22 protein-coding genes are annotated in these 20,865 nt (G+C 75.9%); 18 read left to right on the top strand and 4 right to left on the bottom strand.

Annotation, left to right across the window (positions count from 1 at the left end):
* Positions 1-175: 175 nt before the first annotated feature.
* The 6 genes from SNE206_RS03130 to SNE206_RS03105 all read left to right on the top strand — a co-directional run bounded on the left by SNE206_RS03130 (position 176) and on the right by SNE206_RS03105 (position 6,754).
* Positions 176-979, top strand: coding sequence for a hypothetical protein (locus SNE206_RS03130; protein WP_407911761.1), 804 nt, complete (start codon positions 176-178; stop codon positions 977-979).
* Positions 979-2,808, top strand: coding sequence for an asparagine synthase (glutamine-hydrolyzing) (asnB, locus tag SNE206_RS03125; protein WP_407911760.1), 1,830 nt, complete (start codon positions 979-981; stop codon positions 2,806-2,808). The genes SNE206_RS03130 and asnB overlap by 1 nt, the downstream gene beginning before the upstream one ends.
* Complete coding sequence (locus SNE206_RS03120; protein ID WP_405010875.1) at positions 2,805-3,344, top strand: flavin reductase family protein; 540 nt, start codon at positions 2,805-2,807, stop codon at positions 3,342-3,344. The genes asnB and SNE206_RS03120 overlap by 4 nt, the downstream gene beginning before the upstream one ends.
* The gene (locus SNE206_RS03115) at positions 3,341-4,810 is read left to right on the top strand and encodes a 4-hydroxyphenylacetate 3-hydroxylase family protein (RefSeq protein WP_407911759.1); all 1,470 of its coding nucleotides are present in this window, start codon (positions 3,341-3,343) and stop codon (positions 4,808-4,810) included. Before SNE206_RS03120 ends, SNE206_RS03115 begins: the two co-directional genes overlap by 4 nt.
* Complete coding sequence (locus tag SNE206_RS03110; RefSeq protein ID WP_407911758.1) at positions 4,807-5,649, top strand: class I SAM-dependent methyltransferase; 843 nt, start codon at positions 4,807-4,809, stop codon at positions 5,647-5,649. The genes SNE206_RS03115 and SNE206_RS03110 overlap by 4 nt, the downstream gene beginning before the upstream one ends.
* 226 nt (positions 5,650-5,875) lie before the next feature.
* Positions 5,876-6,754, top strand: coding sequence for a helix-turn-helix domain-containing protein (locus tag SNE206_RS03105; RefSeq protein WP_405010878.1), 879 nt, complete (start codon positions 5,876-5,878; stop codon positions 6,752-6,754).
* A gap of 27 nt (positions 6,755-6,781) precedes the next feature.
* Here SNE206_RS03105 and SNE206_RS03100 read toward each other — a convergent pair whose 3' ends face one another.
* Complete coding sequence (locus SNE206_RS03100; protein ID WP_407911757.1) at positions 6,782-8,041, bottom strand: MFS transporter; 1,260 nt, start codon at positions 8,039-8,041, stop codon at positions 6,782-6,784.
* A 222-nt stretch (positions 8,042-8,263) separates the two neighbouring features.
* Between SNE206_RS03100 and SNE206_RS03095 the strand changes: the two genes are divergently transcribed.
* From SNE206_RS03095 to SNE206_RS03065, 7 genes are all read left to right on the top strand, one after another.
* Positions 8,264-9,049, top strand: coding sequence for a sterol desaturase family protein (locus SNE206_RS03095; RefSeq protein ID WP_407911756.1), 786 nt, complete (start codon positions 8,264-8,266; stop codon positions 9,047-9,049).
* Entirely contained in the window at positions 9,046-9,462 is a 417-nt protein-coding gene (locus tag SNE206_RS03090; RefSeq protein WP_407911755.1) for an HIT family protein, read from the top strand. The genes SNE206_RS03095 and SNE206_RS03090 overlap by 4 nt, the downstream gene beginning before the upstream one ends.
* Positions 9,463-9,511: 49 nt before the next feature.
* A complete protein-coding gene (locus SNE206_RS03085; RefSeq protein WP_407911754.1) occupies positions 9,512-10,042 on the top strand; it encodes a DUF4240 domain-containing protein in 531 nt (176 codons plus the stop codon).
* A 63-nt stretch (positions 10,043-10,105) separates the two neighbouring features.
* A complete protein-coding gene (locus tag SNE206_RS03080) occupies positions 10,106-10,279 on the top strand; it encodes a hypothetical protein (RefSeq protein WP_405010883.1) in 174 nt (57 codons plus the stop codon).
* Between the two features lie 178 nt (positions 10,280-10,457).
* Positions 10,458-11,279, top strand: a complete 822-nt coding sequence (locus SNE206_RS03075; RefSeq protein WP_407911977.1) for a pentapeptide repeat-containing protein — start codon at positions 10,458-10,460, stop codon at positions 11,277-11,279.
* Positions 11,280-11,366: 87 nt separating this feature from the next.
* Positions 11,367-12,008 carry a hypothetical protein gene (locus tag SNE206_RS03070; protein ID WP_407911753.1) on the top strand — a complete coding sequence of 214 codons (642 nt, stop codon included), beginning with the start codon at positions 11,367-11,369 and terminating at the stop codon, positions 12,006-12,008.
* The gene (locus SNE206_RS03065) at positions 12,005-12,607 is read left to right on the top strand and encodes a DUF4291 domain-containing protein (RefSeq protein WP_407911752.1); all 603 of its coding nucleotides are present in this window, start codon (positions 12,005-12,007) and stop codon (positions 12,605-12,607) included. Before SNE206_RS03070 ends, SNE206_RS03065 begins: the two co-directional genes overlap by 4 nt.
* Positions 12,608-12,637: 30 nt before the next feature.
* Here SNE206_RS03065 and SNE206_RS03060 read toward each other — a convergent pair whose 3' ends face one another.
* Entirely contained in the window at positions 12,638-12,916 is a 279-nt protein-coding gene (locus SNE206_RS03060) for an HPr family phosphocarrier protein (RefSeq protein WP_407911751.1), read from the bottom strand.
* A gap of 176 nt (positions 12,917-13,092) precedes the next feature.
* On the opposite strand from SNE206_RS03060, the gene SNE206_RS03055 reads away from it, so the two are divergent.
* The 3 genes from SNE206_RS03055 to SNE206_RS03045 all read left to right on the top strand — a co-directional run bounded on the left by SNE206_RS03055 (position 13,093) and on the right by SNE206_RS03045 (position 16,899).
* Positions 13,093-13,854, top strand: a complete 762-nt coding sequence (locus tag SNE206_RS03055) for a DeoR/GlpR family DNA-binding transcription regulator (RefSeq protein ID WP_407911750.1) — start codon at positions 13,093-13,095, stop codon at positions 13,852-13,854.
* Positions 13,851-14,795 (top strand): 1-phosphofructokinase, encoded by a 945-nt coding sequence (gene pfkB, locus SNE206_RS03050; protein WP_407911749.1) that lies wholly within the window; start codon positions 13,851-13,853, stop codon positions 14,793-14,795. Before SNE206_RS03055 ends, pfkB begins: the two co-directional genes overlap by 4 nt.
* Before the next feature lie 112 nt (positions 14,796-14,907).
* A complete protein-coding gene (locus SNE206_RS03045; RefSeq protein ID WP_407911748.1) occupies positions 14,908-16,899 on the top strand; it encodes a fructose-specific PTS transporter subunit EIIC in 1,992 nt (663 codons plus the stop codon).
* 43 nt (positions 16,900-16,942) lie between these two features.
* Here the strand turns inward: SNE206_RS03045 and SNE206_RS03040 are convergent, their stop codons facing one another.
* Both SNE206_RS03040 and SNE206_RS03035 read right to left on the bottom strand, forming a co-directional pair.
* Entirely contained in the window at positions 16,943-17,662 is a 720-nt protein-coding gene (locus SNE206_RS03040; RefSeq protein ID WP_407911747.1) for a pyridoxal 5'-phosphate synthase, read from the bottom strand.
* Positions 17,663-17,760: 98 nt separating this feature from the next.
* The gene (locus SNE206_RS03035) at positions 17,761-19,146 is read right to left on the bottom strand and encodes a glutamate decarboxylase (protein ID WP_407911746.1); all 1,386 of its coding nucleotides are present in this window, start codon (positions 19,144-19,146) and stop codon (positions 17,761-17,763) included.
* Positions 19,147-19,339: 193 nt separating this feature from the next.
* Between SNE206_RS03035 and SNE206_RS03030 the strand changes: the two genes are divergently transcribed.
* Both SNE206_RS03030 and SNE206_RS03025 read left to right on the top strand, forming a co-directional pair.
* Complete coding sequence (locus SNE206_RS03030) at positions 19,340-19,774, top strand: hypothetical protein (RefSeq protein WP_407911745.1); 435 nt, start codon at positions 19,340-19,342, stop codon at positions 19,772-19,774.
* Between the two features lie 158 nt (positions 19,775-19,932).
* Positions 19,933-20,856: a LysR family transcriptional regulator gene (locus tag SNE206_RS03025; RefSeq protein WP_407911744.1), complete on the top strand. Its 924-nt coding sequence runs from the start codon at positions 19,933-19,935 to the stop codon at positions 20,854-20,856.
* Positions 20,857-20,865 lie beyond the last annotated feature (9 nt).

The raw sequence follows: 20,865 nt of genomic DNA, 5'->3' as shown, positions 1-20,865 counted from the left end.
CGATCGTCGCCCCGGGCGGCTCCGTTCGGAGCTTCTGGGGGCATGCCCCCGCTCCGTAGCGTGGGCGAACGTCGGAGCGGCCCTGCACCGGGCCGGCCGAAGTCACCACCGCCTGACCGAGACGAGCCACCACCGCGCCCCGTACCCGGGCCCGCGCAGCCGAAGGGAGAACCCGATGGGCGATGCGTCCGACGGCCCCGTCGCACACCACGTCGCACACCCCGGCGACCAGGCCGGCCCCGCACCCGCACCCGCGGGGACGGCCGTCCTCGCCGCCGTCGCACACCGCGACGGCGTCCGGGAACAGCCCCGTTCGCCGTACCGCACGATGCCGGACGCCGAGCGCTCCGCGCTGTGGCGCCGCCGCCTCCACGAGGCCGAGGCCGGCCTCACCCGCTACCTCGTCACCCGTGGCGACGAGCTCCACCTGACCGACTGGTTCGCCCTGCAGTCGGAGATCTTCGCCGACCTGCCCGAGCCGACCGCGCCGTCGGCCGCCTGGCAGCGGGTGTTCTTCCGCGGCCAGGCGCTGATGGAGCGCTTCCTCGTCGCCCGTTACGGCGAGGAGGTGCTGCCCGCCTGGGCGGCGTCCAACGCCGAGGTGCACCGCGACGTCGAACCCGACCACGGCGGCGGCGCCGCCGACCCGATCCGCCGGATCGCCCGCCAGGCCGAACTCTACGGCTCCGACTACGAGTTCGACGACGATGCGCCGCCGTCCGCGGAGCACGCCGCGCTCACCATCACGCACTGCGCGATCTGGGACTACCGCGAGCAGGCCCGCCGCAGCGGCGTCCGGATCACCCTCGCCTCCCCGTGCACGTACTGCACCGAGGCGCTCTCCGCCAACATCCGCGCCAAGGGCCACCGGCCCGCGCACCGGCTGCGCAGCGGCCCGACCGGCCACGGCTGCCGGTGGGAGGCCACCGCACCGACCGCACCTGCCACCGCCACCACCGACCACCACCGGGAGCCCTGATGTGCGGAGTCACCGGCTGGCTCGACTGGGACACCGACCTGCGCCACCAGGAGCGCCTGCTCCGTGAGATGACCGCCACGCTGGCCTGCCGCGGCCCGGACGCCGACGGCGTCTGGCTCTCCCGGCACGCCGCGCTCGGCCACCGCCGGCTGTCCGTCATCGACCTCGACGGCGGCATCCAGCCGCAGGCCGACGCCGACCGTCCCGGCGCCGTCCTCAGCTACAACGGCGAGCTCTACAACCACACCGAGCTGCGGCGCGAACTCGAGTCGCTCGGGCACGTGTTCCGCACCCGCTCCGACACCGAGGTGGTGCTCCGCGCCCACCTCCAGTGGGGCCGGGACGCGCCGCGGCGCTTCAACGGCATCTTCGCGTACGCCCTCTGGGACACCCGCGCCGAGGAGCTGCTGCTCGTCCGCGACCACCTGGGCATCAAGCCGCTGTACTGGCACGCCCACCGCAGCGGGGTGCTGTTCGGCTCCGAGCCGAAGGCCGTGCTCGCCAACCCGCTGCTCCCGGCGGAGCTCGACGCGGAGGGCATCGCCGAGCTCTTCGCGCTGCCCGCCGCGCCGTCCGCCGGCCACGGCCTCTTCCGCGGCCTGCACGAGGTCCGGCCCGGCCACCTGGTGTCCGTCACCCGGCACGCCACCCGCGAGGTCCGCTACTGGGCCCTGGAGTCGCGGCCGCACGAGGACGGCGAGGAGGCCACCCGGGAGCGGGTCCGCGAGCTGCTCGCCGACGCCGTCGCACGCCAGCTGGTCAGCGACGTGCCGCTGTGCACCCTGCTCTCCGGCGGCGTCGACTCCAGCGCGGTCACCGCGCTGGCCGCCGCCGCCCGCGAACGGGCCGGCCACGGCAAGATCACCAGCTTCTCGGTGGACTTCCCCGGCAGTGCCGACCGCACCCCGGACGCCTGGCGCACCAGCCTCGACGCGCCCTACGTGCAGGCCGCCGCCGAGCACATCGGCACCCTGCACACCTCGGTCCTCGTCCCCGACGACGACCTGCTCGACGCCCGCGACGCCGTGCTCCGCGCCCGCGACAGGCCCGGCTGGGGCGAGATGGACGCCTCCCTGCACCTGCTGTTCCGGGAGGTGCGGCGGCGCTCGACGGTGGCGCTCTCCGGCGAGGCCGCGGACGAGATCTTCGGCGGCTACCCGTACTTCCACGACGCCGCCGCCCTCGCCTCCGGCACCTTCCCGTGGCTGCACGGCCGCACCACCCCCGCGGCGCTGCTGCGTCCGGACGTGCGGGCCCGCGTGCGGCCGGAGGAGTACACCGCGGACGCGTACCGCAGCGAGCTCGCCGCCGTGCCCCGGCTCGACGGCGAGACCGGCAGCGCCGCCCGGGTGCGCGAGGTGTTCCACCTGGCGCTGACCCGCTGGCTGCCGCCGCTGCTCGACCGGGTCGACCGGGTGTCGATGTCGGTGGGGCTGGAGGTGCGGGTGCCGTTCTGCGACCACCGGCTGGTGGAGTACCTGTGGAACGTCCCCTGGGAGTTCAAGGCGCCCGGCGGCCGCAGCAAGGGCCTGCTGCGCGACGCCGTCCGCGACCTCCTGCCGCCGCAGGTCGCCGACCGCCCCAAGAGCGGGTACCCGTCGACCCCGGCCCTGCGCTACACCGAGGTGCTCACCGCACGGGCCCACGACCTGCTCGCCGACCCGCACGCGCCGGTGTTCGACCTGGTCGACCGCGCCGTCGTACGGCAGCACCTGGCCGAGGGCCGTCCGCTGCCGAGCCCCCGCACCGCACCGAACCCGGTGGGCGGGCTCGACCACCTCGTGCAGGTCGACGAGTGGCTGCGCGCCTACAAGGTGGGGCTGCGGTGAGCGCCGCACCCGCCGGCACCGCGACCGCGGCCGGCGTCCTGGAGGCGGCCTTCCGGGCCGCGGCACGCCGGTGGAGCACCGGGGTCGCCGTGGTCACCACCCGCGCGCAGGACGAGGTGTTCGCGAAGACCGTCTCCTCCTTCTGCACGCTCTCCCTCGACCCGCTGCTCGTGAGCGTGGCCGTGGTGCGGCACAGCCCGCTGGTGGCGGCGGTCCGCGACAGCGGCCGGTTCGCCGTCTCCGTGCTGACGTCCCGCCAGGCGGGCGTCGCCCGCCGGTTCGCGACGCCGGGCGCCGGCCGGGCCCTGGGCACGTTCACCGCGGTGCCGATGGGAGCCCTCGCCACCGGCGCCCCCGTCCTCGACGAGGCGCTCGCCTGGTTCGACTGCCGTTTGCACGGCGTGCTGTCCGGCGGCGACCACGCGATCGTGGTCGGCCGGGTCACCGCCGCCGACACCCGCCCCGGCGAACCGCTGCTCTACCACGACGGCCACTACCGCGCACTGGCCCCCCGAGACCATGGAGTTGGCGCATGACCCTGCTGGACACCCCCGCCATCGCGCGGGGCCTGCTCACCGGCGACCGCTACCGGGCCGAACTCGACGACGGCCGCGAGCTCTACCTCGACGGCAAGCGCGTCGGCAACCCCGCCGAGCACCCGGCCTTCAAGCCCGCCGCCGACGAACTCGCCCGGCTGATCGACCTGCAGCACGACCCGGACCACCGGGACCTGCTCACCTGGAAGGACCCGGAGACCGGGCTGCGGCTCGCCCGCGCCTACCAGCCGCCGCGCACCCTGGAGGACCTGCAGGTGCAGCGGCGCAGCGCCGAGCTGTGGCACGCCGAGGCGCTCGGCCAGCAGGGCCGCTCCCCCTCGTTCATGGCCTCGATCGCCGTCGGCGTGTACGACTTCCGGCACCGGCTGGCCTCGGCGGACCCGCGGTTCGGCGCCAACGCCGAAGCGTGGTACCGCCACTGCGCCACCAACGACCTGGTGCTCTCGCACGCCCTCGGCGACCCGCAGATCGACCGCTCCGCCGACCCGGTCGAGGAGCCCGACCTCGCCCTGCGGGTGCTGGAGGAGAACGAGCGCGGCATCGTGGTGCGCGGCGCCAAGCAGCTGACCACCCTGGCGCCGCTCGCGCACGAGGTGCTGGTCTACCTGTCGGCGTCGTTCGCGCAGCGCCGCGGCGAGCAGTTCGTGGTGTGGTTCGCGCTGCCCCTGGACACCCCGGGCCTGGTCACCCTCGCCCGCGAACCGCTCGGCAGCGCCCCCTGGGGCCACGCCCACCCGCTCGGCGCGAAGTACGACGAGCAGGACGCCATGCTGTTCTTCGACGACGTGCTGGTGCCGTGGGACCGCGTCTTCCTGCTGCGCGACGCCGACCTGGCCCGCGAGGGCCTGGGCCGGATCAACGCCTGGAGCGCGTACGTCGGCCACATCCGGTACCGCGAGCGGCTGCGTACGCTGCTCGCCACCGCCACCCTCGTCGCCGAGTCGATCGGGGTGAGCGGCTTCCGCAACATCCAGGAGGACCTCGGCCGGCTCGCCGGGTACGCCGAGCTCACCGAGTACTTCCTCGACGCCGCCGAGGCCCGCGGCAGGGTCACCGACGGCGGGCTGTTCGCGCCCGGCGACACGGCCGCCTCGCGGGTCTGGTCGGCCGAGGTGGCGGGCAGCGCCGTCGACATCGTCCGGCGGATCGGCGCGTCCGGCCTGCTGATGCAGCCCACCGAGGGCGACCTCGCCAACCCGCGGCTCCGCCCGCACATCGACCGCTACATGCGCGGCCGCGGCATCGAGGCGGAACGCAAGTCCCGCCTGTTCCGGCTCGCGTGGGAGCTCACCGGCGACTCCTTCGGGCAGCGCCAGGACCTCTACGAGTACGTGCACCGCGGCGACCTCGCCCGCAACCGCATCAACCTCTACCACCGCTACGACCAGAGCGCCGCCCGCACGCGGCTGCAGCAGCTCATCGACCCCCAGGAGGTCCAGCCGTGACCGCGTCCGCCGTCGAGATCCAGGCCCGTACGCTCGCCGGGTACGCCGATGCCAGCAGGCTCCGCCAGGTGCAGGACCGCGACTGGGTCCTCGACCGGCTCACCGGGGATCCGCGCACCCTCGTCGACCTCGGCTCGGGCATCGGCCAGTTGCTGCAGGCCGCGCTGGAGCGCTTCCCCTCGCTGGAGCACGCCGTCGGCCTGGAGCGCTCCGAGCACCGGATAGCCGAGGCCGCCGAACGCCTCCGCCCGTACGGCGACCGGGTGTCCCTGCACCAGGCCGACCTGACCGCGCCCGAACCCCTGCCGCACCGCGCCGACGTCATCACCTCGACCTCCGTGCTGCACTGGCTCTACCCCCACGAGGAGCGGCTGTTCGCCTGGGTGGCGCAGCACCTCGCCCCGGGCGGGCAGTTCCTGCTCACCACCTACCACCCGGCCCGGGACTCCGACGGGTTCGGCGGCGAGGACGAGCTGGTGCGCGAGGCGCTGACCGCCGTCGGGATCGAACGCTCCTTCGTGCCGGGGGTGTTCCGGCGGGGCGACGTGCTGCCGATCGCGACCCGCACCCGCACGCCCGACGACCTCGCGGAGACCCTGCGTCCCCATCTCGCCGTCGCCGACCGGCTGGAGCGCGACGCCGTGGTCACCGTGGACGGCGCCGAGCAGTACGCGCACTTCCACGCCGCGACCTTCGGCGACTACTACGCCGGACTCGTCCCGCCGGACCGCCGGACCGACTTCTTCCGGGCGATCGGCGAGACGGCTTGGCGCCGGCAGCAGGAGCGCGGCTGGGTCAGCCACATGCCCGTCCACCTCTGGCAGTTGACGGCGCACTGACCCGCGCCGCACCGCACCGACCCGTACCGCACGCACGACCCGCTCGCACGAACTGCCCTGCACCACCCGGCCCTGACCCGATCCGACCGACCTGACCGACCTGACCCGATCCGATCCGACCCGCCCGCCGCGTCCGAAGCACCATGGACGCGGCGGGCACCGCCTACCCTGGAAACGTGCGCCGCCGCGACGGCGCCGCAACGCCCCCCGGCCGAGGAGCCGCACCGTGTCAACTCCCGCAGCCAGTCAGGAACTCGGCGCTTTCCTCCGCGCCCACCGCGAGCTGCTCCAGCCGGCCGACGTCGGCCTCACCGCCACGTCCCGGCGCCGCACCCCCGGCCTGCGGCGCGAGGAGGTCGCCTCGCTCTCGGGGGTCGGACTGGCCTGGTACACCTGGCTGGAGCAGGGCCGGGTCACCGCCTCCCGGCAGGTGCTGGAGGCGGTCGCCCGGGCGCTGCGGCTCGACGCGGCCGGGCTGCGCCACGCGATGCGGCTGGCCGGCTACCACGAGCCCGCCGCCCCGGACGGCGGGCACGGCGCCGGCCGGCTCGCCGAGGCCGTGCGGCCGGTCCTCGACTCCTGGCCCGCCAGCCCCGCCGTACTCCTCGACCGGCACTTCGACCTGCTCGCGTGGAACGCCGCCTGGGCCGCCCTGTGGGGCCGGCCCGAGGCCGTGCCCGCCGACCGGCGCAACCTCATGTGGCTGATGGCCGCGGACGGGCGGCTGCGCAGCGTGCTGCACGACTGGGAGCCGCTCGCGATGAACGTCTTCCAGCACTTCCGCGCGCAGGCCGGCCCGGCCCTCGCCCACCCCCGCACCGGCGAGGTCTACCGCCACCTGGACGCGGACGCGCCGGAGCTCCGCCACTGGTGGGGATGCCACTCGGTGGCGGAGCTGACGGCCCGTACGGTGACCGTCGAGCCCGCGGGCATCGGGCCGGTACGGCTGACGCTGTCGTCGTTCCACCCGGTCGACGACCCGTCCGCGCTCGTCCTGCTGTTCACACCCGCGGACGCCACCGGGCGCGAGCGGATGACCGACCTGGTCGAGCACCCGCTGCGCACCGTCGCCGAGGCCCCGGGCCGGGACCGCCGGGCCGGCTGACGGCCGCCCCGCGGTCCCGGCGCGGCCTCAGCGGGCCGCGGGCTTCCGCACGCCCCGGGCCACGAGGGGTCCGGCGGCCGCGGCGACCAGCGCCAGGGCGACACCGGTCAGCAGCGTGCCGTGCGCGACGTCCGCGAACGCGCCCACCGCCCACGCACCGACTCCCGTGCCCGCGTACATCGTCGAGGTCAGCCAGGCGCTGGAGGTCGCCCGCAGTTCGGGGGCGACCGTGCCGGCCAGCGTCTGCTGGTCCGTCACGAACCCGCCGGAGGCGACGAACCAGACGACCACGCCCACGAGCGTGAGCACCAGGCCGGGGCCGGTCGCCGCGAGGGCGATGCCCACGGCGAGCAGCACGCCCCACAGCGGCAGCAGCGCGAGGTCGGAGCGCCCGGCGGCGCGGGCCCGGTCGCCGAGTCGGCCGCCCAGCAGCGAGCCGGCCACGCTGCCCGCGCCGACCAGCACCCCGACCAGGCCGAGCGCCTCCACCGAGAGGTCGAAGCGCTGCACCAGCACCGCGCCGAGGAAGGTGTAGGCGCCGAGGTTGGCCGCGTGGAAGGCGGTGTTGACGAGCAGGGCCCGGCGCAGTGCGGGGTCCGCCCAGCCGGCGAGCACCGCCCGGGCCGCCCCGACCGCGGGGGCGGCCACCGCCGTCGTACCGATCTGCCGCAGCAGCAGCGGCACGGCCAGCGCGGTGCCGACCGCCAGCGCCCAGAACGCCGACCGCCAGCCGGCGAGCCCGGCGAGCAGCCCGCCGAGCGGCACGCCGATCACCTGGCCGCAGGAGAACAGCGCCATGCCCAGGCCGAGCGCCCGTCCGCGGACGGCGTCCGGCGCGGTCTCCGCGATGTGCGCCCAGATCGCCGGGCCGGCCGCCGCGGCCGCCAGGCCGGCGACCGCCCGCGAGACCACGAGCAGGGTCAGCCCGGTGGAGAGGGCGGCCGCCGCGTTCGACACCACGAAGAGGAGGGTGCCGGCGAGGAGCGTCCGGCGGCGGCCGAAGCGGTCGCTCAGCAGGCCGAGGAACGGGGCGAAGACGGCGTACACCAGCACGTACGCCGTCACGCTGGACGCCGCCGCGGCCTCGCTCACCCGGATCGAGTCCGCGATCGTCGGCAGCAGCGGCGACACCAGGAACGTCTCCGTGCCGAACAGGAAGAGCAGGGCGAACACCCCTGCGTACCTGAACCGTTCGAACCTCGGCGGGGCCTCCCCGGGGGCGGGCGGGGACACCGCGGGCTCCGGTCCCCCCTCGGCCACACTGCTCGACCCGCTGATGCTGCTCACACCCGTCACACCCTTCCGTCTCGGGCCCGGAGCCCTCCCGCACGAGCCCTCGGCGGTCGGCCGTGCACGGCGCACACGCGGCGGACGGCCCGCAGGAGCGGCTCCGGGCAGGGGGCGGCCAGGGCCGTCCGGCCCGGCCATCCTCCGGCCCGGCCGGGCGGCCGACCAGGCAGGCGATCATCCTGTGACCCCGGCTCACAGGCTCCGTGGGACGCTTGGCCGATGGACGACCTACTGGGGTGGGCCGGGCGCCTGGGCGCCGGCGAAGTCGTGGGCGGGGCAGTGCTGTTCAACGTGGGGCTGCTGGTGGCCGCGGTGCTCGGGGGCGGGCTGCTGGTGCGGCGGTTCGGCGACCGCCGGGTGGCGCCGCCGCCGGGGCCGGTGACGGCGGGGGAGGCGGTGCTCGTGGCCGTCGCGGTGCTGCTCAACAGCGGTGTCGGGGTGGCCGGGTGGGCCCTGTGGAAGGCCGGGTGGATCCACCTCTCGGGCGCGCTCGGGCTCCGCGCCGTCCTCGATCTGCTGCTCCTCACCGTCGTGATGGACGCCCTGATGTACGCCGGCCACCGGATCGCCCACCGGCGCCGGCTCTACCGGCTCGCCCACGCGACGCACCACCGCCAGGTCGAACCGCGCCCGGCGACGCTGTTCGTGCTGCACCCGCTGGAGGTGCTGGGTTTCGGCGGCGCGTGGCTGGCCGTGCTGCTGGTGCGGGAGGTGTCGGCCGCCGCGCTCGGCGGCTACGTGCTCGTCAACCTCGTCTTCGGCCTGCTCGGCCACCTCGGGGTGGAGCCGCTGCCGGCCCGGGTCCGGCGGCTGGGCGTGTTCCGCTGGGTGGCGCTGCCGATGTTCCACGTCGGCCACCACCTCGACCCGTCCGTCAACCTGGGCTTCTACACCACCGTCTGGGACCGCCTCTTCGGCACCGTCGACCCGGCGTACGACCGGATGCGACACGCCGACCACCCTGCCGCCGCGGCCGCGCCGGATGCACTTAGATCGGCCGGGTGAGCTGTCTCTTCTGCGCGGTCGCGGCGGGCGGCACGGATGCCCACCGGGTGTTCGGGGACGGGGTGGCGGTCGCGTTCCTCGACCACCGGCCGCTCTTCCCCGGGCACGTGCTGGTGGTGCCGCGACGCCATGTGCCGACCCTCACCGACCTGCGGCCGGAGGAGGTCGGCCCGTACTTCGCCCGCGTGCAGCGGCTCGCCGCGGCCGTCGAGCGCGGCACGGAGGCGGCGGGCAGCTTCGTCGCCGCCAACAACCGCATCAGCCAGTCCGTCCCGCACCTCCACGTGCACGTGGTGCCGCGCAACCCCGGGGACGGCCTGCGGGGCTTCTTCTGGCCGCGCACCCGCTACGAGGACGAGGCGCACGCCGCTGCGACGGCGGCCCGGATCCGCGACGCCCTCGCCGACGGCTGAGGCCGCGGGCCGAGAGCCGCTGTCGGTGCCGTGCGGCATGCTCCGGCCCATGGACACGCAGCAGTTCTGGGACCTGATCGAGGAAGCCCGCCGGCCGGCCCCCGACGACGCCGGGGCCGTCGTCCGGCACGCCACCGCGCTCCTGGCGGGACGGCCGCGCCAGGACGTCATCGCCGCCCAGCAGATCCTGTGGGACCTGATGGCCCACTCCTACCGCGGCGACCTCTGGGGCGCCGCCTACCTGATCAACGGCGGCTGCTCCGACGACGGCTTCGACTACTTCCGCGGCTGGCTCGTCACGCAGGGGCGCGCCGCCTTCGAACGCGCCGTCGCCGCGCCGGACTCGCTGGCCGGCCTGCCGGCCGTGCGCGCGGCCGCCGGGAACGGCGAGGAGCTCGACTGCGAGGACGCCCTCGGCATCGCCTGGGACGCGCACCTCGCCGCCACCGGCGAGCAGATGTCCGGCGACTGCTACACCATCGCCTACCCGGAGATCGTTTTCACGTGGGACTTCGACGACGCCGGGGAGACCGCCCGGCGCCTGCCGCACCTGGCCGCCCTGTACGACGGGGAGCGCTGAGCCGTCCGGTGGACACCGCCCGGAATCCCGGGACGCGGGCCCGCGCCTTCGCACAATGACGGTATGACAGGTCTCATGAAGTTCAGCGGCGCCGCGAAGAACCTGACCTTCGACGAGCTGGAGAGGTTCGTCCAGGCCGCGCGCAAGGCCGGGGCGTCCGGCGGCCAGCCCGTCACGGCCGTCGTCAGCACCACCGGCAAGCTCAAACAGGTGCAGGTCCTCCTCGACGGGGAGTGACCCGCCCGGGGCCGGGCGGTCCCGGCGGACCGGTGCCCGCCCGATCGGGGAGAATGGCGGTGCTCCGCCCGGCGCCCCTGCCGCCCGGACCCCGACCCGCCCGAGGAGACGACGCACGGTGACCAGCCGGCCCGACGCCCCCGCACCTGTCACCGCACCCGTCACCGCGCCCGCCCCGGTGCCCGCACCGGACGGCCCCGGGCTGCGCTCCGACTGCACGCGCTGCTTCGGGCTCTGCTGCGTCGCCCTGCCGTTCGCCGCCTCCTCCGACTTCGCGGCGGACAAGGGCGCCGGCCGGCCCTGCACCAACCTGCAGGACGACTTCCGGTGCGGCATCCACACCCGGCTGCGCGACGAGGGCTACCGCGGCTGCACCGTCTTCGAGTGCTTCGGCGCCGGCCAGAAGGTCTCGCAGATCACCTTCGGCGGCCGCGACTGGCGCCGGCACCCCGACGGGGCCCGGCAGATGTTCGCCGTCTTCCCGGTCGTCCGGCAGTTGCAGGAACTGCTCCGGTACCTCGCCGAGGGCTTGTCGCTGCCCGCCGCCCGGCCGGTCCACGACGAGCTGCGCCGCGCGTACGGGCGGACGGAGCGCCTCTCCCTCGGCACCGCCGAGGAGCTGGCCGCGCTGGACACCGCGGCCGTCCGCCAGGAGGTCAACACCCTGCTGGTGCGGGTGGGCGAGCTCGTCCGCGCGGGTGTCCCGGGCCGGAGCCGCAACCACCGCGGGGCCGACCTGGTCGGGGCCCGGCTGCGGGGCGCCGACCTCCGCGGGGCGAACCTGCGGGGTGCCCTGCTGATCGCCGCCGACCTCGGCCGCGCCGACCTGCGGAGCGCCGACCTGATCGGGGCCGATCTGCGCGACGCGGACCTGCGGGGCGCCGACCTCACCGGCGCGGTCTTCCTCACCCAGGCCCAGCTGAACGCGGCGCGCGGCGACGCCGCGACGAGGATCCCCGCCGCCCTCGACCGCCCGGCCCACTGGACCGCCGCCCGCTGACCGCGCCCGTCGGACGCCGGACGCCGGACGCCGCCGGGCGGGAAAACCCGGTGCGTCCCGGCCCGCCGCACCGGCATGATGCGGATCATGGACCACCCCGTCGACCGGCTCTGCGCCCGCCTGCACCTCGCGCTGCGCGCCGGCCGGCCCGACCCCGCCGACGTGGCCGCCCTGGCCTGCGAACTCCTCGACCTCGGCCACGGCGGCCCGGCGGTCACCGAGGCCGTCGGGCGGCGCCCCGGTGACGTCCCGGCCGCGGAACTCCCCGCACTCGCCCGGCGGCTGCTGGACGAGGCCGCGTTCTCCCCCGGTTTCGCGCTCGCCCCGGAACGCCTCGCGACGCTCCGCAGCGCCCTGGCCGTCGTCGCCCGCGACCTGCGCGCGGGCGGGTTCACCGACGAGCCGCGCCTGGTCGTGCAGGACGGCTGGTACCCGGAGTCCGCCGGGGTCGTCCTCGCGGACGGCTGGCTGCACGGCGGCGACCTCCCGGCGGAGACCGGGGACCGGCTGTCCGGGGCCGTCGCCGCCGTCGCCGCGCACGTGCAGGAGAGCGTGACGGAGCGGGACCGCACCGTCTGGCCGCTCTGCCCCGACCACCGTCTGGGCCTGCACGCCGTGCAGCGCGACGGTGCGGCGCTCTGGTGGTGCGCCGCCGGCCCGGGACACCCGGCCGCCGCCGTCGGCGCGCTGCCGCCCACCGCCCGTACGTCCCGCAGGAGCCCCCGATGAGCGGACCCGGCCTCCGGCAGGTGCGGGCCTCGCACGACGGGCGGAGCCTCGTCGTCTTCCAGGCCTACCCGCCCGCGATCGCCGACGCGGCCCTGGCCGCGGGCACCTTCGTGGCACCGTTCGACCGGCACCGGATGACGTGGATCAAGCCGTCGTTCCGCTGGATGATGTACCGCTCCGGCTGGGCCTCCGAGCCGGGCCAGGAACGCGTCCTCGCGGTGCGGATCAGCCGTGCGGGCTTCGAGCAGGCGCTCGCGCAGTCCTGCCCGAGCCACTGGGACCGGGATCTGCACGCCTCCGCCGCGGAGTGGCGTGCCGCGCTCGCAGCCGGTCCCGTCCGGGTGCAGTGGGATCCGGAACGCTCCACCCGGCTCGGCGCCCTGCCCCACCGCGCCCTCCAGCTCGGGCTCTCCAGGGGTGCGGTGGCCGACTACGCCGACCGGTGGATCCTCGGGATCACGGACGTCACCGCGCTCGCGCACGACGCCCGCGACCTGGTGCGCAGCGGCCGCCCAGACCTCGCGGACGCGCTCGTCCCCGTGGAGGCGCCCTACCCGCTGCCGCCCGCACTCGCGGCCCGGATCGGCGCCACGGGCTGAGCCCGCGGGCCCGGCGGCGGGCCGGCCCTGTCAGCGGGCGGCGTCGCGGCCGTCGGCGAGGAGTGCGCCGAGCTCGTCCAGGGCCTCGCGGGCGGCGAGGCCCTCGCCGTCGGCGGTGAGGACGAGGGTGTCGCCGTGGCCGGCCCCGAGGGTGAGCACGGCGAGGAGGCTGCGGGCGTCGACCGCGGCCCGGTCGGGGCGGCCGACGCCGACCGGCACCGTGTGACGGCCGGCGGCGCGGACGAACTGCGAGGCGGGCCTGGCGCAGAGGCCGTTCGGGACGCCGACGGTGACCTGGAGCTCGGACATGGGTTCCTCCGCCGGGCGGCGCGAATGTGGGTTCCCTTGGTTATACGTCCGATTTGTCCACCTGGTCAACACATTCGGGCATGAATCACACCAAAACGGACCCTTGCCTTTCCGGGTCGACGGCGTATCGTCGACGGAACCAGGCATGAACGGACAGGAAACGGACCCGATCCCACATGTACGCTCCCGAGCGCCAGCAGCAGATCCTGCAGCTCGCCCGGACCCGCGGGCGGGTGGACGTACCCTCGCTCGCCGAGGAGTTCCAGGTCACGCAGGAGACCGTCCGCCGCGACCTGGCCGCCCTCGACCGGGCCGGGCTGCTGCGACGGGTGCACGGCGGTGCGCTGCCCGCCGGGGCCCTGCACCTGGAGCCCGGTCTCGCCGAACGCGACTCCACCGCCGCCGGGGAGAAGGAACGGATCGCCCGCGCCGCGCTCGCCCTGCTGCCCGCGCAGGGCAGCCTGCTGCTGGACGCCGGCACCACCGTCTCCCGGCTCGCCGCCCTGCTGCCCGCGGACAGCACCCTGACCGTCGTCACCAACGCCCTGCCCGTCGCCGCCCGGCTGGCCGACCACCCGTCGCTGACCCTGCACCTGGTCGGCGGCCGCCTGCGGCACCGCACGCACGCCGCCGTGGACGGCTGGGCCCTGCGCGACCTCGCCGACGTCCACGCGGACCTCGCCGTGATCGCCACCAACGGCTTCTCCCCGGAGGGCGGGCTCTCCACCCCGGACCTCGCCGAGGCCGCGGTGAAGCGGGCCATGCTGACCGGTGCGCGGCGGGTGCTGCTGCTCGCCGACTCGTCCAAGTACGGGGCCCGGCACTTCGCCCGGTTCGGCGGCCTGCCGGAGGTCGACGTCCTGGTGACCGACACCGGCCTGACCGACGGGCAGGCCGCAGAGATCCAGGCCCTCGGACCGGAAGTGATCCGCGCATGATCGTCACCGTCACCCCCAACCCCAGCCTCGACCGCACCTACGAACTGCCCGGGCTCGTCGTCGGCGAGGTCAACCGGGCGGCCGCCGACCGGCTCGACCCGGGCGGCAAGGGGGTCAACGTGGCCCGGGCCCTGACCGCGGCCGGGCTCCGCGCAGCGGCCGTGCTGCCGCTCGGAGGCGACCCCGGGCGGCTGCTCGGCGACCTGCTGCGCCGGCAGGGCATCGACGTGACGGCCGTTCCGGTCGGCGGCGACACCCGGATCAACGTGACGATCGCCGAGCGCGACGGCCCGCTCACCAAGGTCAACGCACCCGGCCCGCGGCTCACCGAGGACGAGTCGGCCGCCCTGCTGGCGGCCGTCCGCCGGCAGGCCTCCGGGTCCGGCGTCGACTGGCTGGCCTGCTGCGGCAGCCTGCCGCGCGGCCTCGCCGCCGACTGGTACGCCGACCTGGTGGCGGAGGCGCACGCCGGCGGCGCCCGGATAGCGGTCGACACCGCGGGCCCGGCACTGGCGGCCTCGCTCCAGGCCGGCCCGGACGTCGTCAAGCCGAACCGGGCGGAGCTCGCCGAGGCCGCCGGGCGCCAGGTCACGACGGTCGGCGGCGCGCACGACGCCGCGCAGGAGCTGCGCCGCCTCGGTGCGCGCCAGGTGCTCGCCAGCCTCGGCCCGGACGGCATGCTGCTGGTCGCCGAGGAGGGCAGCTGGTACGGCACCGCCCCGGTGGACAGGGTGCGCAGCGACGTCGGCGCCGGGGACGCCTCGCTCGCGGGCTTCCTCGGTGCGGGCGGTGCCGGGCCGAAGGCGCTGGCCTCGGCGCTCGCGCACGGCGCGGCCGCCGTGCGGCTGCCGGGCAGTGTGATGCCGATCCCGGCCGACCTGGAGCCGGACACCGTCACGGTGACCGCCGACATCCCGTGGGAGCTCCCGCTGGGCCGGTGACACCACCCGGTGACACCACGGCGGTCGGGGGCGGGCGACGGAGGGAACGGAAGGGGCAGAAGGGCAGGGGGGCCGCCACGCACCACCCCGCACCACAGGCAAGGACCGCACGATGAGCGACAACGGCAGTCTGATCACCCCCGCGCTCGTGGATCTCCACCTCGCCCCCGCCGACAAGGCGGAGGCGCTGCGGGCCCTGGGCCAGCGGCTGGTCGCCGAGGGCCGGGTGACCGACCTCGACGGCTTCCTCGCGGACGTGGCCGCCCGCGAGGCGCAGGCCCCGACCGGGCTCGGTGACGGCATCGCCGTGCCGCACTGCCGGTCGGTGCACGTCACCCGGCCCAGCCTGGCCCTCGGCCGCAGCTCCCGCGGCCTGGACTTCGACGCGCCGGACGGCCGCCCGGCCGACCTCGTCCTCGTGATCGCCGCGCCGGACGGTGCGGACGACGTGCATCTGCAGATCCTGGCCTCGCTCGCCCGGCGGCTGATGGACCCGGCGTTCACCGGGGCGCTGCGCACGGCGACCGACCCGAGCGTGGTCGCCGCCCTCGTCGACGGCGGCGAGGCGGGGCCGGTCCCCGCCGACGCGCCCGCCACGCCCGACGCGCCCGACGCGCCCGGGGCGGGCCCGCGGCTGGTCGCCGTGACGTCCTGCCCGACCGGCATCGCGCACACCTACATGGCCGCGCAGGCCCTGGAGCTGGCGGCGGCCCGGGCGGGGGCGGAGATCCGGGTGGAGACGCAGGGGTCGGCCGGTTCGACGCCGCTCGACCCGGCCGTGATCGCGGCGGCGGACGCGGTGATCCTGGCGCACGACGTGGAGGTGCGCGACCGCGGACGGTTCACCGGGAAGCCCGTCGTGGACGCCGGGGTGAAGGCGGGGGTGAACCGGGCGGACGGGCTGGTCGCCGAGGCCCTGGCGCTCGCCGCCGCGGGCCCGGCCGGGCCGGGGGCGGCCGCTGCCGCGCCGGTGCCGGCCGGCCGTCCGGAGCACTGGGCGAGGCGGCTGCGCGGCTGGCTGATGACGGGCGTCAGCCACATGATCCCGTTCGTCGCGGCGGGCGGCCTGCTGATCGCCCTGGGCTTCGCGATCGGCGGGTACGGGATCTCGTCGGCGCCGTCGGTGGTCGGGCACTTCGACTGGACGTCGCAGCAGAGCTGGGCGGCGCTGCTCTTCCAGGTGGGTGCGGCGGCGTTCGGGTTCCTGGTGCCGGTGCTGTCCGGCTACATCGCGTACGCGATCGCGGACCGGGCCGCCCTCGCGGCGGGCGTGGTGGGCGGCGCGATCTCGGTGACGGTCGGGGCGGGCTTCCTCGGCGGCATCGTGTCGGGTCTGATCGCGGGCCTGCTGGTGCGCTGGATTGCCGGCTGGAAGGTGCCGCGGCCGGTCGCGGGGATCATGCCGGTGGTGGTGACCCCGCTGCTGTCGGTGGCGGTGGTCGGCTTCCTGATGTTCGTGGTGCTGGGCTCGCCGATCGCGAGCGCGATGAACGCGCTGACCGACTGGCTGAACGGCCTGTCCGGCACGAACGCGGTCCTGCTGGGCCTGCTGCTGGGCGCGATGATGGCGTTCGACCTGGGCGGTCCGCTCAACAAGGTGGCGTACACCTTCGCCGCGGGCGCCCTGACGACGGCGGGCTCCGCACCGGACGCGGGCAGCCTCACGGTGATGGCGGCGGTGATGGCGGCCGGGATGACGCCGCCGCTGGGGCTGGCGCTGGCGACGGCCGTACGGGGCCGGCTGTTCACCCGCGAGGAGCGCGAGAACGGCAAGGCGGCGTGGGTGCTGGGGGCGTCGTTCATCACCGAGGGTGCGATCCCGTTCGCGGCGGCGGATCCGCTGCGGGTCATCCCGTCGGCGATGGCGGGCAGCATGGTGGCGGGCGGGCTGACGATGTCGTTCGGCTCGACCCTGCGGGCGCCGCACGGCGGCATCTGGGTGCTGCCGCTGATCGGCAGTCCCGTGCTGTACCTGCTGGCGATCGGGGCGGGCACGGTGGTCACGGCGGGGCTGGTGCTCCTGCTGAAGGGCCTGGGCCGGCCGCCCGTCCCGGCGGACGCGGCCGACCCCGCCGGGACGCTGCTGACGGGCACGGCCGTCTGACGGCCGTGCCCGGGACGTCGTCCGTCAGGGCCGGAGCCGGCCGTCAGGGCCAGAGCAGCGTGCTCGTCCAGGCGACCCGCCCCGTGCCGAGGCCGGTGCGGGTGTAGCGCAGCCGGACGTGCCGGCGGGCGGCGTCGCCCTGCCAGAACTCCACCTCGTGGGCGTGCAGCGTGTAGAGGGTGTGCCCGGTGGCGACGAGCCCCGGATCGGCGTCGAGCAGCAGCTGGGCCTCGTCGGCCGCCAGGTCGTACGCGGCGAGGGAGCCGAGCGGCTCGCTTTGCCGCCCCACCAGGGCGGCGACGCGCGCGCCCGGGGAGCGCTGCCGGAACTCGTCGGCGGACACGGCCGGCAGTGCCGCCTCGACCGCCCCGCGCACCCGGACCTGCCGCCCGAGCAGCGGCCAGTAGACGCTCAGCGCGGCCATCGGGCTGAGCGCCAGCTGGCGGCCCTTCGGGCTGTCGGCCTCGGCGGCGAACACCCAGCCGCCCGCGGCCGCGTCCACGTCGCGCAGCACCAGTACCCGGGCGTCCGGCACGCCGTCGGCGTCGACCGTGGAGAGCGTCATGACGTGCGGGTCGGGGACGCCCGCCTCCAGGGCGTGGACCAGCCAGTCGACGAAGAGCGGGCCGGGCTCCGCGGGTGCGCCGTCGGCCTCGAAGGCGGGCAGCACCCTGACCATCGGTGGCCTGTCGCGCAGCAGCTCCCCCACCGGGCTCAGCCGGTGGACGTCCGTCCTGTGGTCACTCGTCCGGTGCTCGGACACGTCCGCCGCCTCCTGCCGCCTCGTCCCCGCCTTCCACCGTACTCAGTGGCGGAAGGCGGTGCGCACCCCGGCCCCGGGCGTGGCGGGCCGGGCCGCCGTCAGTGGTGGAAGGAGGACCGCTCGGAGTCGGCCGGGCCGCCGCCGGTCAGCGTCGCGATGGAGCGCCGCATGTCGTCGGCGAGCAGGGCGACGGCGTCGCGGCCGATGCCGTGCCGCACCATCACGCGCTGGATCACGGTGTCCTGCCGGCCGGGCGGCAGCGGGTACGAGGGCACCTGCCAGCCCCGCATCCGCAGCTGGTCGGAGAGGTCGTAGAGCGACCACGGGGAGCCGGCGGGGTCGGTGAGGGTGTAGGCGACCGCGGGCAGGCCGCCGTTGCCGTCGTAGAGCAGGGTGAACGGGCCCATCGCGGCGATCTCCTGCCCGAGGTACTGCGCGGTGTCCGCGCACGCCTGGTGGACGCGGCGGTAACCGCCGCGGCCGAGCCGCAGGAAGTTGTAGTACTGGGCGACGATCTCGCCGCCGGGGCGGGAGAAGTTCAGCGCGAAGGTCGGCATGTCGCCGCCGAGGTAGTCGACGTGGAAGACGAGGTCGTCGGGCAGGGCGTCCTGGTCGCGCCAGACCGCCCAGCCGACGCCGAGCGGCGCCAGGCCGAACTTGTGGCCGCTCGCGTTGATCGACACGACGCGCGGCAGCCGGAAGTCCCACACGACGCCGGGGTGCAGGAAGGGCGCGACGAAGGCCCCGCTCGCGCCGTCCACGTGCAGCGGCACGTCGAGGCCGGTCTCCGCCTGCAGCCGGTCGAGCTCGGCGGCGATCTCCTCGACGGGCTCGTAGTCGCAGGTGTAGGTGATCCCGAGGATCGCGACGACGCCGATCGTGTTCTCGTCGACGTACTCGCGCAGCTGGTGCGGCTGCAGCCCGGTGGCGCCGTCCTCGACGGGCACCTGACGCAGCTCGACGTCGAAGTACCGGGCGAACTTGTCCCAGCAGATCTGCACCGGGCCGCAGACCAGGTTCGGCCGGTCCGCCGGCAGCCCGGCGGCCTGCCGGCGCTTGCGCCACCGCCACTTCATCGCCAGGCCGCCGAGCATCGCGGCCTCGCTCGAACCCGTCGTCGAGCAGCCGACCGCGCCACCGCTGCCGGGCGGGGCGTGCCACAGGTCGGAGAGGATGTTGACGCACCGCGACTCGATCTCCGCGGTCTGCGGGTACTCGTCCTTGTCGATGATGTTCTTGTCGAGGCACTCGTTCATCAGCCGGTGGACCTCGTCCTCCGACCAGGTGGTGCAGAACGTCGCGAGGTTCTGGGCGGCGTTGCCGTCGAGGAGCAGCTCGTTGTGGAGGAGCGCGTAGACCACGGCGGGCGGCGAGTGGTCGTCGGGCATCCGCCGTTTCGAGAGCACGTGCTCGCTCAGCGGGGACGCGTACAGGTCCACCGTCGCGTCGTACTCGCCCTGGTCCTGCGCTTCGTGAAGAGCCACGAGACACCTCTCCTGACGGTCGGACCCCCTGCCCTCGGGACACTACGTCGCCGGGCCCGGCCGCGACAGCGGGCGGCGGTCCGGACGGGCCCGCTCCCGCGGGCGACACCCCGACGGCCCAGTCCCGCTTGCCGCACCGGCCCCGCGGCCGGACCGTCGGGAGCATCCGTACGTCTCCGAACGGGAGAACACCATGACTTCCGCTGCCTCCCCCTCCGGCCCGTCGTCCACGGGCACCATGCCGCCGAGCCGGGAGAACAGTCCCTGGGTCACCGGCCTGGTGCTGTTCGCCGGCGTGATCATGATGGTGAACGGGGTGATCGACCTCTTCCAGGGCATCGTCGCCGTCGCCCAGGACGATCTGATCGTCACCACCCCGAACTACGTCTTCCGCTGGGACGTCACGGCATGGGGATGGGTCCACATCGCCCTGGGCGTCGTCCTCGCCGTCGTCGGCATCGGCGTGCTGCGCGGCATGACCTGGGCCCGGTACACGGGCATCGCCGCCGCGGCGGTGAGCGGCATCGTCAACTTCCTCTGGCTGCCGTACTACCCGCTGTGGGCGCTGATCGTGCTGGCCCTGGACGTCTTCGTGATCTGGGCGCTGGCGGTGTACCGCCAGGACTGACGGACCGGCGCACCCGGCGGGGGGGGGGGGGGGGGGGGGGGGGGGGGCGCCGCGGCCGCCGGGGGGTGTACCGCCTGGACTGACGGACCGGCGCACCCGGCGGCGGCCGCGGCACCCACCGGGTGCCGCGGCCGCCGCGCTGTCTAGGCTGGGCTGCCATGCGCCCTGGTGAACCGGCCGGCCCCCTGGACCTCGGCCTGCTGCGGACCTTCCTCGCCGTGCACCGCGCCGGCTCGCTCACGGCGGCGGCCCGGGTGCTGCGGCTCTCCCAGCCGACCGTCACCGCCCAGATCCGCGCCCTCGAACAGCAGACCGGGCATCCGCTCTTCGAACGGCTGCCGCGCGGCGTCGCCCCGACCGCCGCCGCCGACCTGCTAGCCGCCGAGGTCGCCGGCCCGCTCGACGCCCTCGCCGCCGTCGCCGAACGCGGCACGCACGACGACTCCGCGCCCGCGGAACCCGTCCGCCTCGCCGGGCCCGCCGAGTTCCTGAGCATCTGCGCGCTGCCCGCCCTCGCGCCGCTGGTCGGCGCCGGCCTCCGGCTGCGGGTGACCACCGGCCTCACCGACGACCTGCTGGCCGGGCTGCGCACCGCCCGGTACGACCTGGTGGTGGCGACCACCCGGCCGCGCGGGCGGGCGCTCGACGCGGTGCCGCTCGCCGACGAGGAGTTCGTGCTCGTCGCCGGGCCCGCGTGGGCCCGCCGGATCGGGGCCGGCCGGATCGCCGCCGAGGGGCCCGCCGCCCTCGACGGGGTGCCCCTGGTGACGTACGCCGAGGACCTCCCGATCGCCCGGCGGTACTGGCGGCACGTCTTCGACACCCGGCTGGCGGGTCCGGCCGCCCTCGTCGTGCCGGACCTGCGCGCGGTGCTCGCCGCCGTCGTGGCGGGCGCCGGCATCACCGTGCTGCCGCGCTACCTGTGCGCGGAGGACCTGGCCGCCGGACGGCTGACCGCGCTGCTCGCCCCGGCCGACCCGCCGATCAACACCGCCTACCTGGTGCGGCGGGCCGGCGGCCCCGAACCCCGGCCGGTCGCGGACGTCCGCACCCGCCTCCTCGCCGCCGCCCGGGACTGGTAGGCCCCGGCC

The sequence above is a fragment of the Kitasatospora sp. NE20-6 genome, from assembly GCF_045862635.1.
Note: the sequence above shows the minus strand (reverse complement) of the source record. Positions and strands in the feature narration are given on the sequence as shown.

Bases quoted from the DNA above. Each gene is read 5' to 3' on its own strand.
- SNE206_RS03060 (WP_407911751.1), bottom strand. From the start codon at position 12,916: ATGTCCGAGCTCCAGGTCACCGTCGGCGTCCCGAACGGCCTCTGCGCC.
- SNE206_RS03080 (WP_405010883.1), top strand. From the start codon at position 10,106: ATGACAGGTCTCATGAAGTTCAGCGGCGCCGCGAAGAACCTGACCTTC.
- SNE206_RS03055 (WP_407911750.1), top strand. From the start codon at position 13,093: ATGTACGCTCCCGAGCGCCAGCAGCAGATCCTGCAGCTCGCCCGGACC.
- SNE206_RS03030 (WP_407911745.1), top strand. From the start codon at position 19,340: ATGACTTCCGCTGCCTCCCCCTCCGGCCCGTCGTCCACGGGCACCATG.
- SNE206_RS03065 (WP_407911752.1), top strand. From the start codon at position 12,005: ATGAGCGGACCCGGCCTCCGGCAGGTGCGGGCCTCGCACGACGGGCGG.
- SNE206_RS03115 (WP_407911759.1), top strand. From the start codon at position 3,341: ATGACCCTGCTGGACACCCCCGCCATCGCGCGGGGCCTGCTCACCGGC.
- asnB (WP_407911760.1), top strand. From the start codon at position 979: ATGTGCGGAGTCACCGGCTGGCTCGACTGGGACACCGACCTGCGCCAC.
- SNE206_RS03045 (WP_407911748.1), top strand. From the start codon at position 14,908: ATGAGCGACAACGGCAGTCTGATCACCCCCGCGCTCGTGGATCTCCAC.
- SNE206_RS03025 (WP_407911744.1), top strand. From the start codon at position 19,933: ATGCGCCCTGGTGAACCGGCCGGCCCCCTGGACCTCGGCCTGCTGCGG.
- SNE206_RS03070 (WP_407911753.1), top strand. From the start codon at position 11,367: ATGGACCACCCCGTCGACCGGCTCTGCGCCCGCCTGCACCTCGCGCTG.
- SNE206_RS03085 (WP_407911754.1), top strand. From the start codon at position 9,512: ATGGACACGCAGCAGTTCTGGGACCTGATCGAGGAAGCCCGCCGGCCG.
- pfkB (WP_407911749.1), top strand. From the start codon at position 13,851: ATGATCGTCACCGTCACCCCCAACCCCAGCCTCGACCGCACCTACGAA.
- SNE206_RS03095 (WP_407911756.1), top strand. From the start codon at position 8,264: ATGGACGACCTACTGGGGTGGGCCGGGCGCCTGGGCGCCGGCGAAGTC.
- SNE206_RS03130 (WP_407911761.1), top strand. From the start codon at position 176: ATGGGCGATGCGTCCGACGGCCCCGTCGCACACCACGTCGCACACCCC.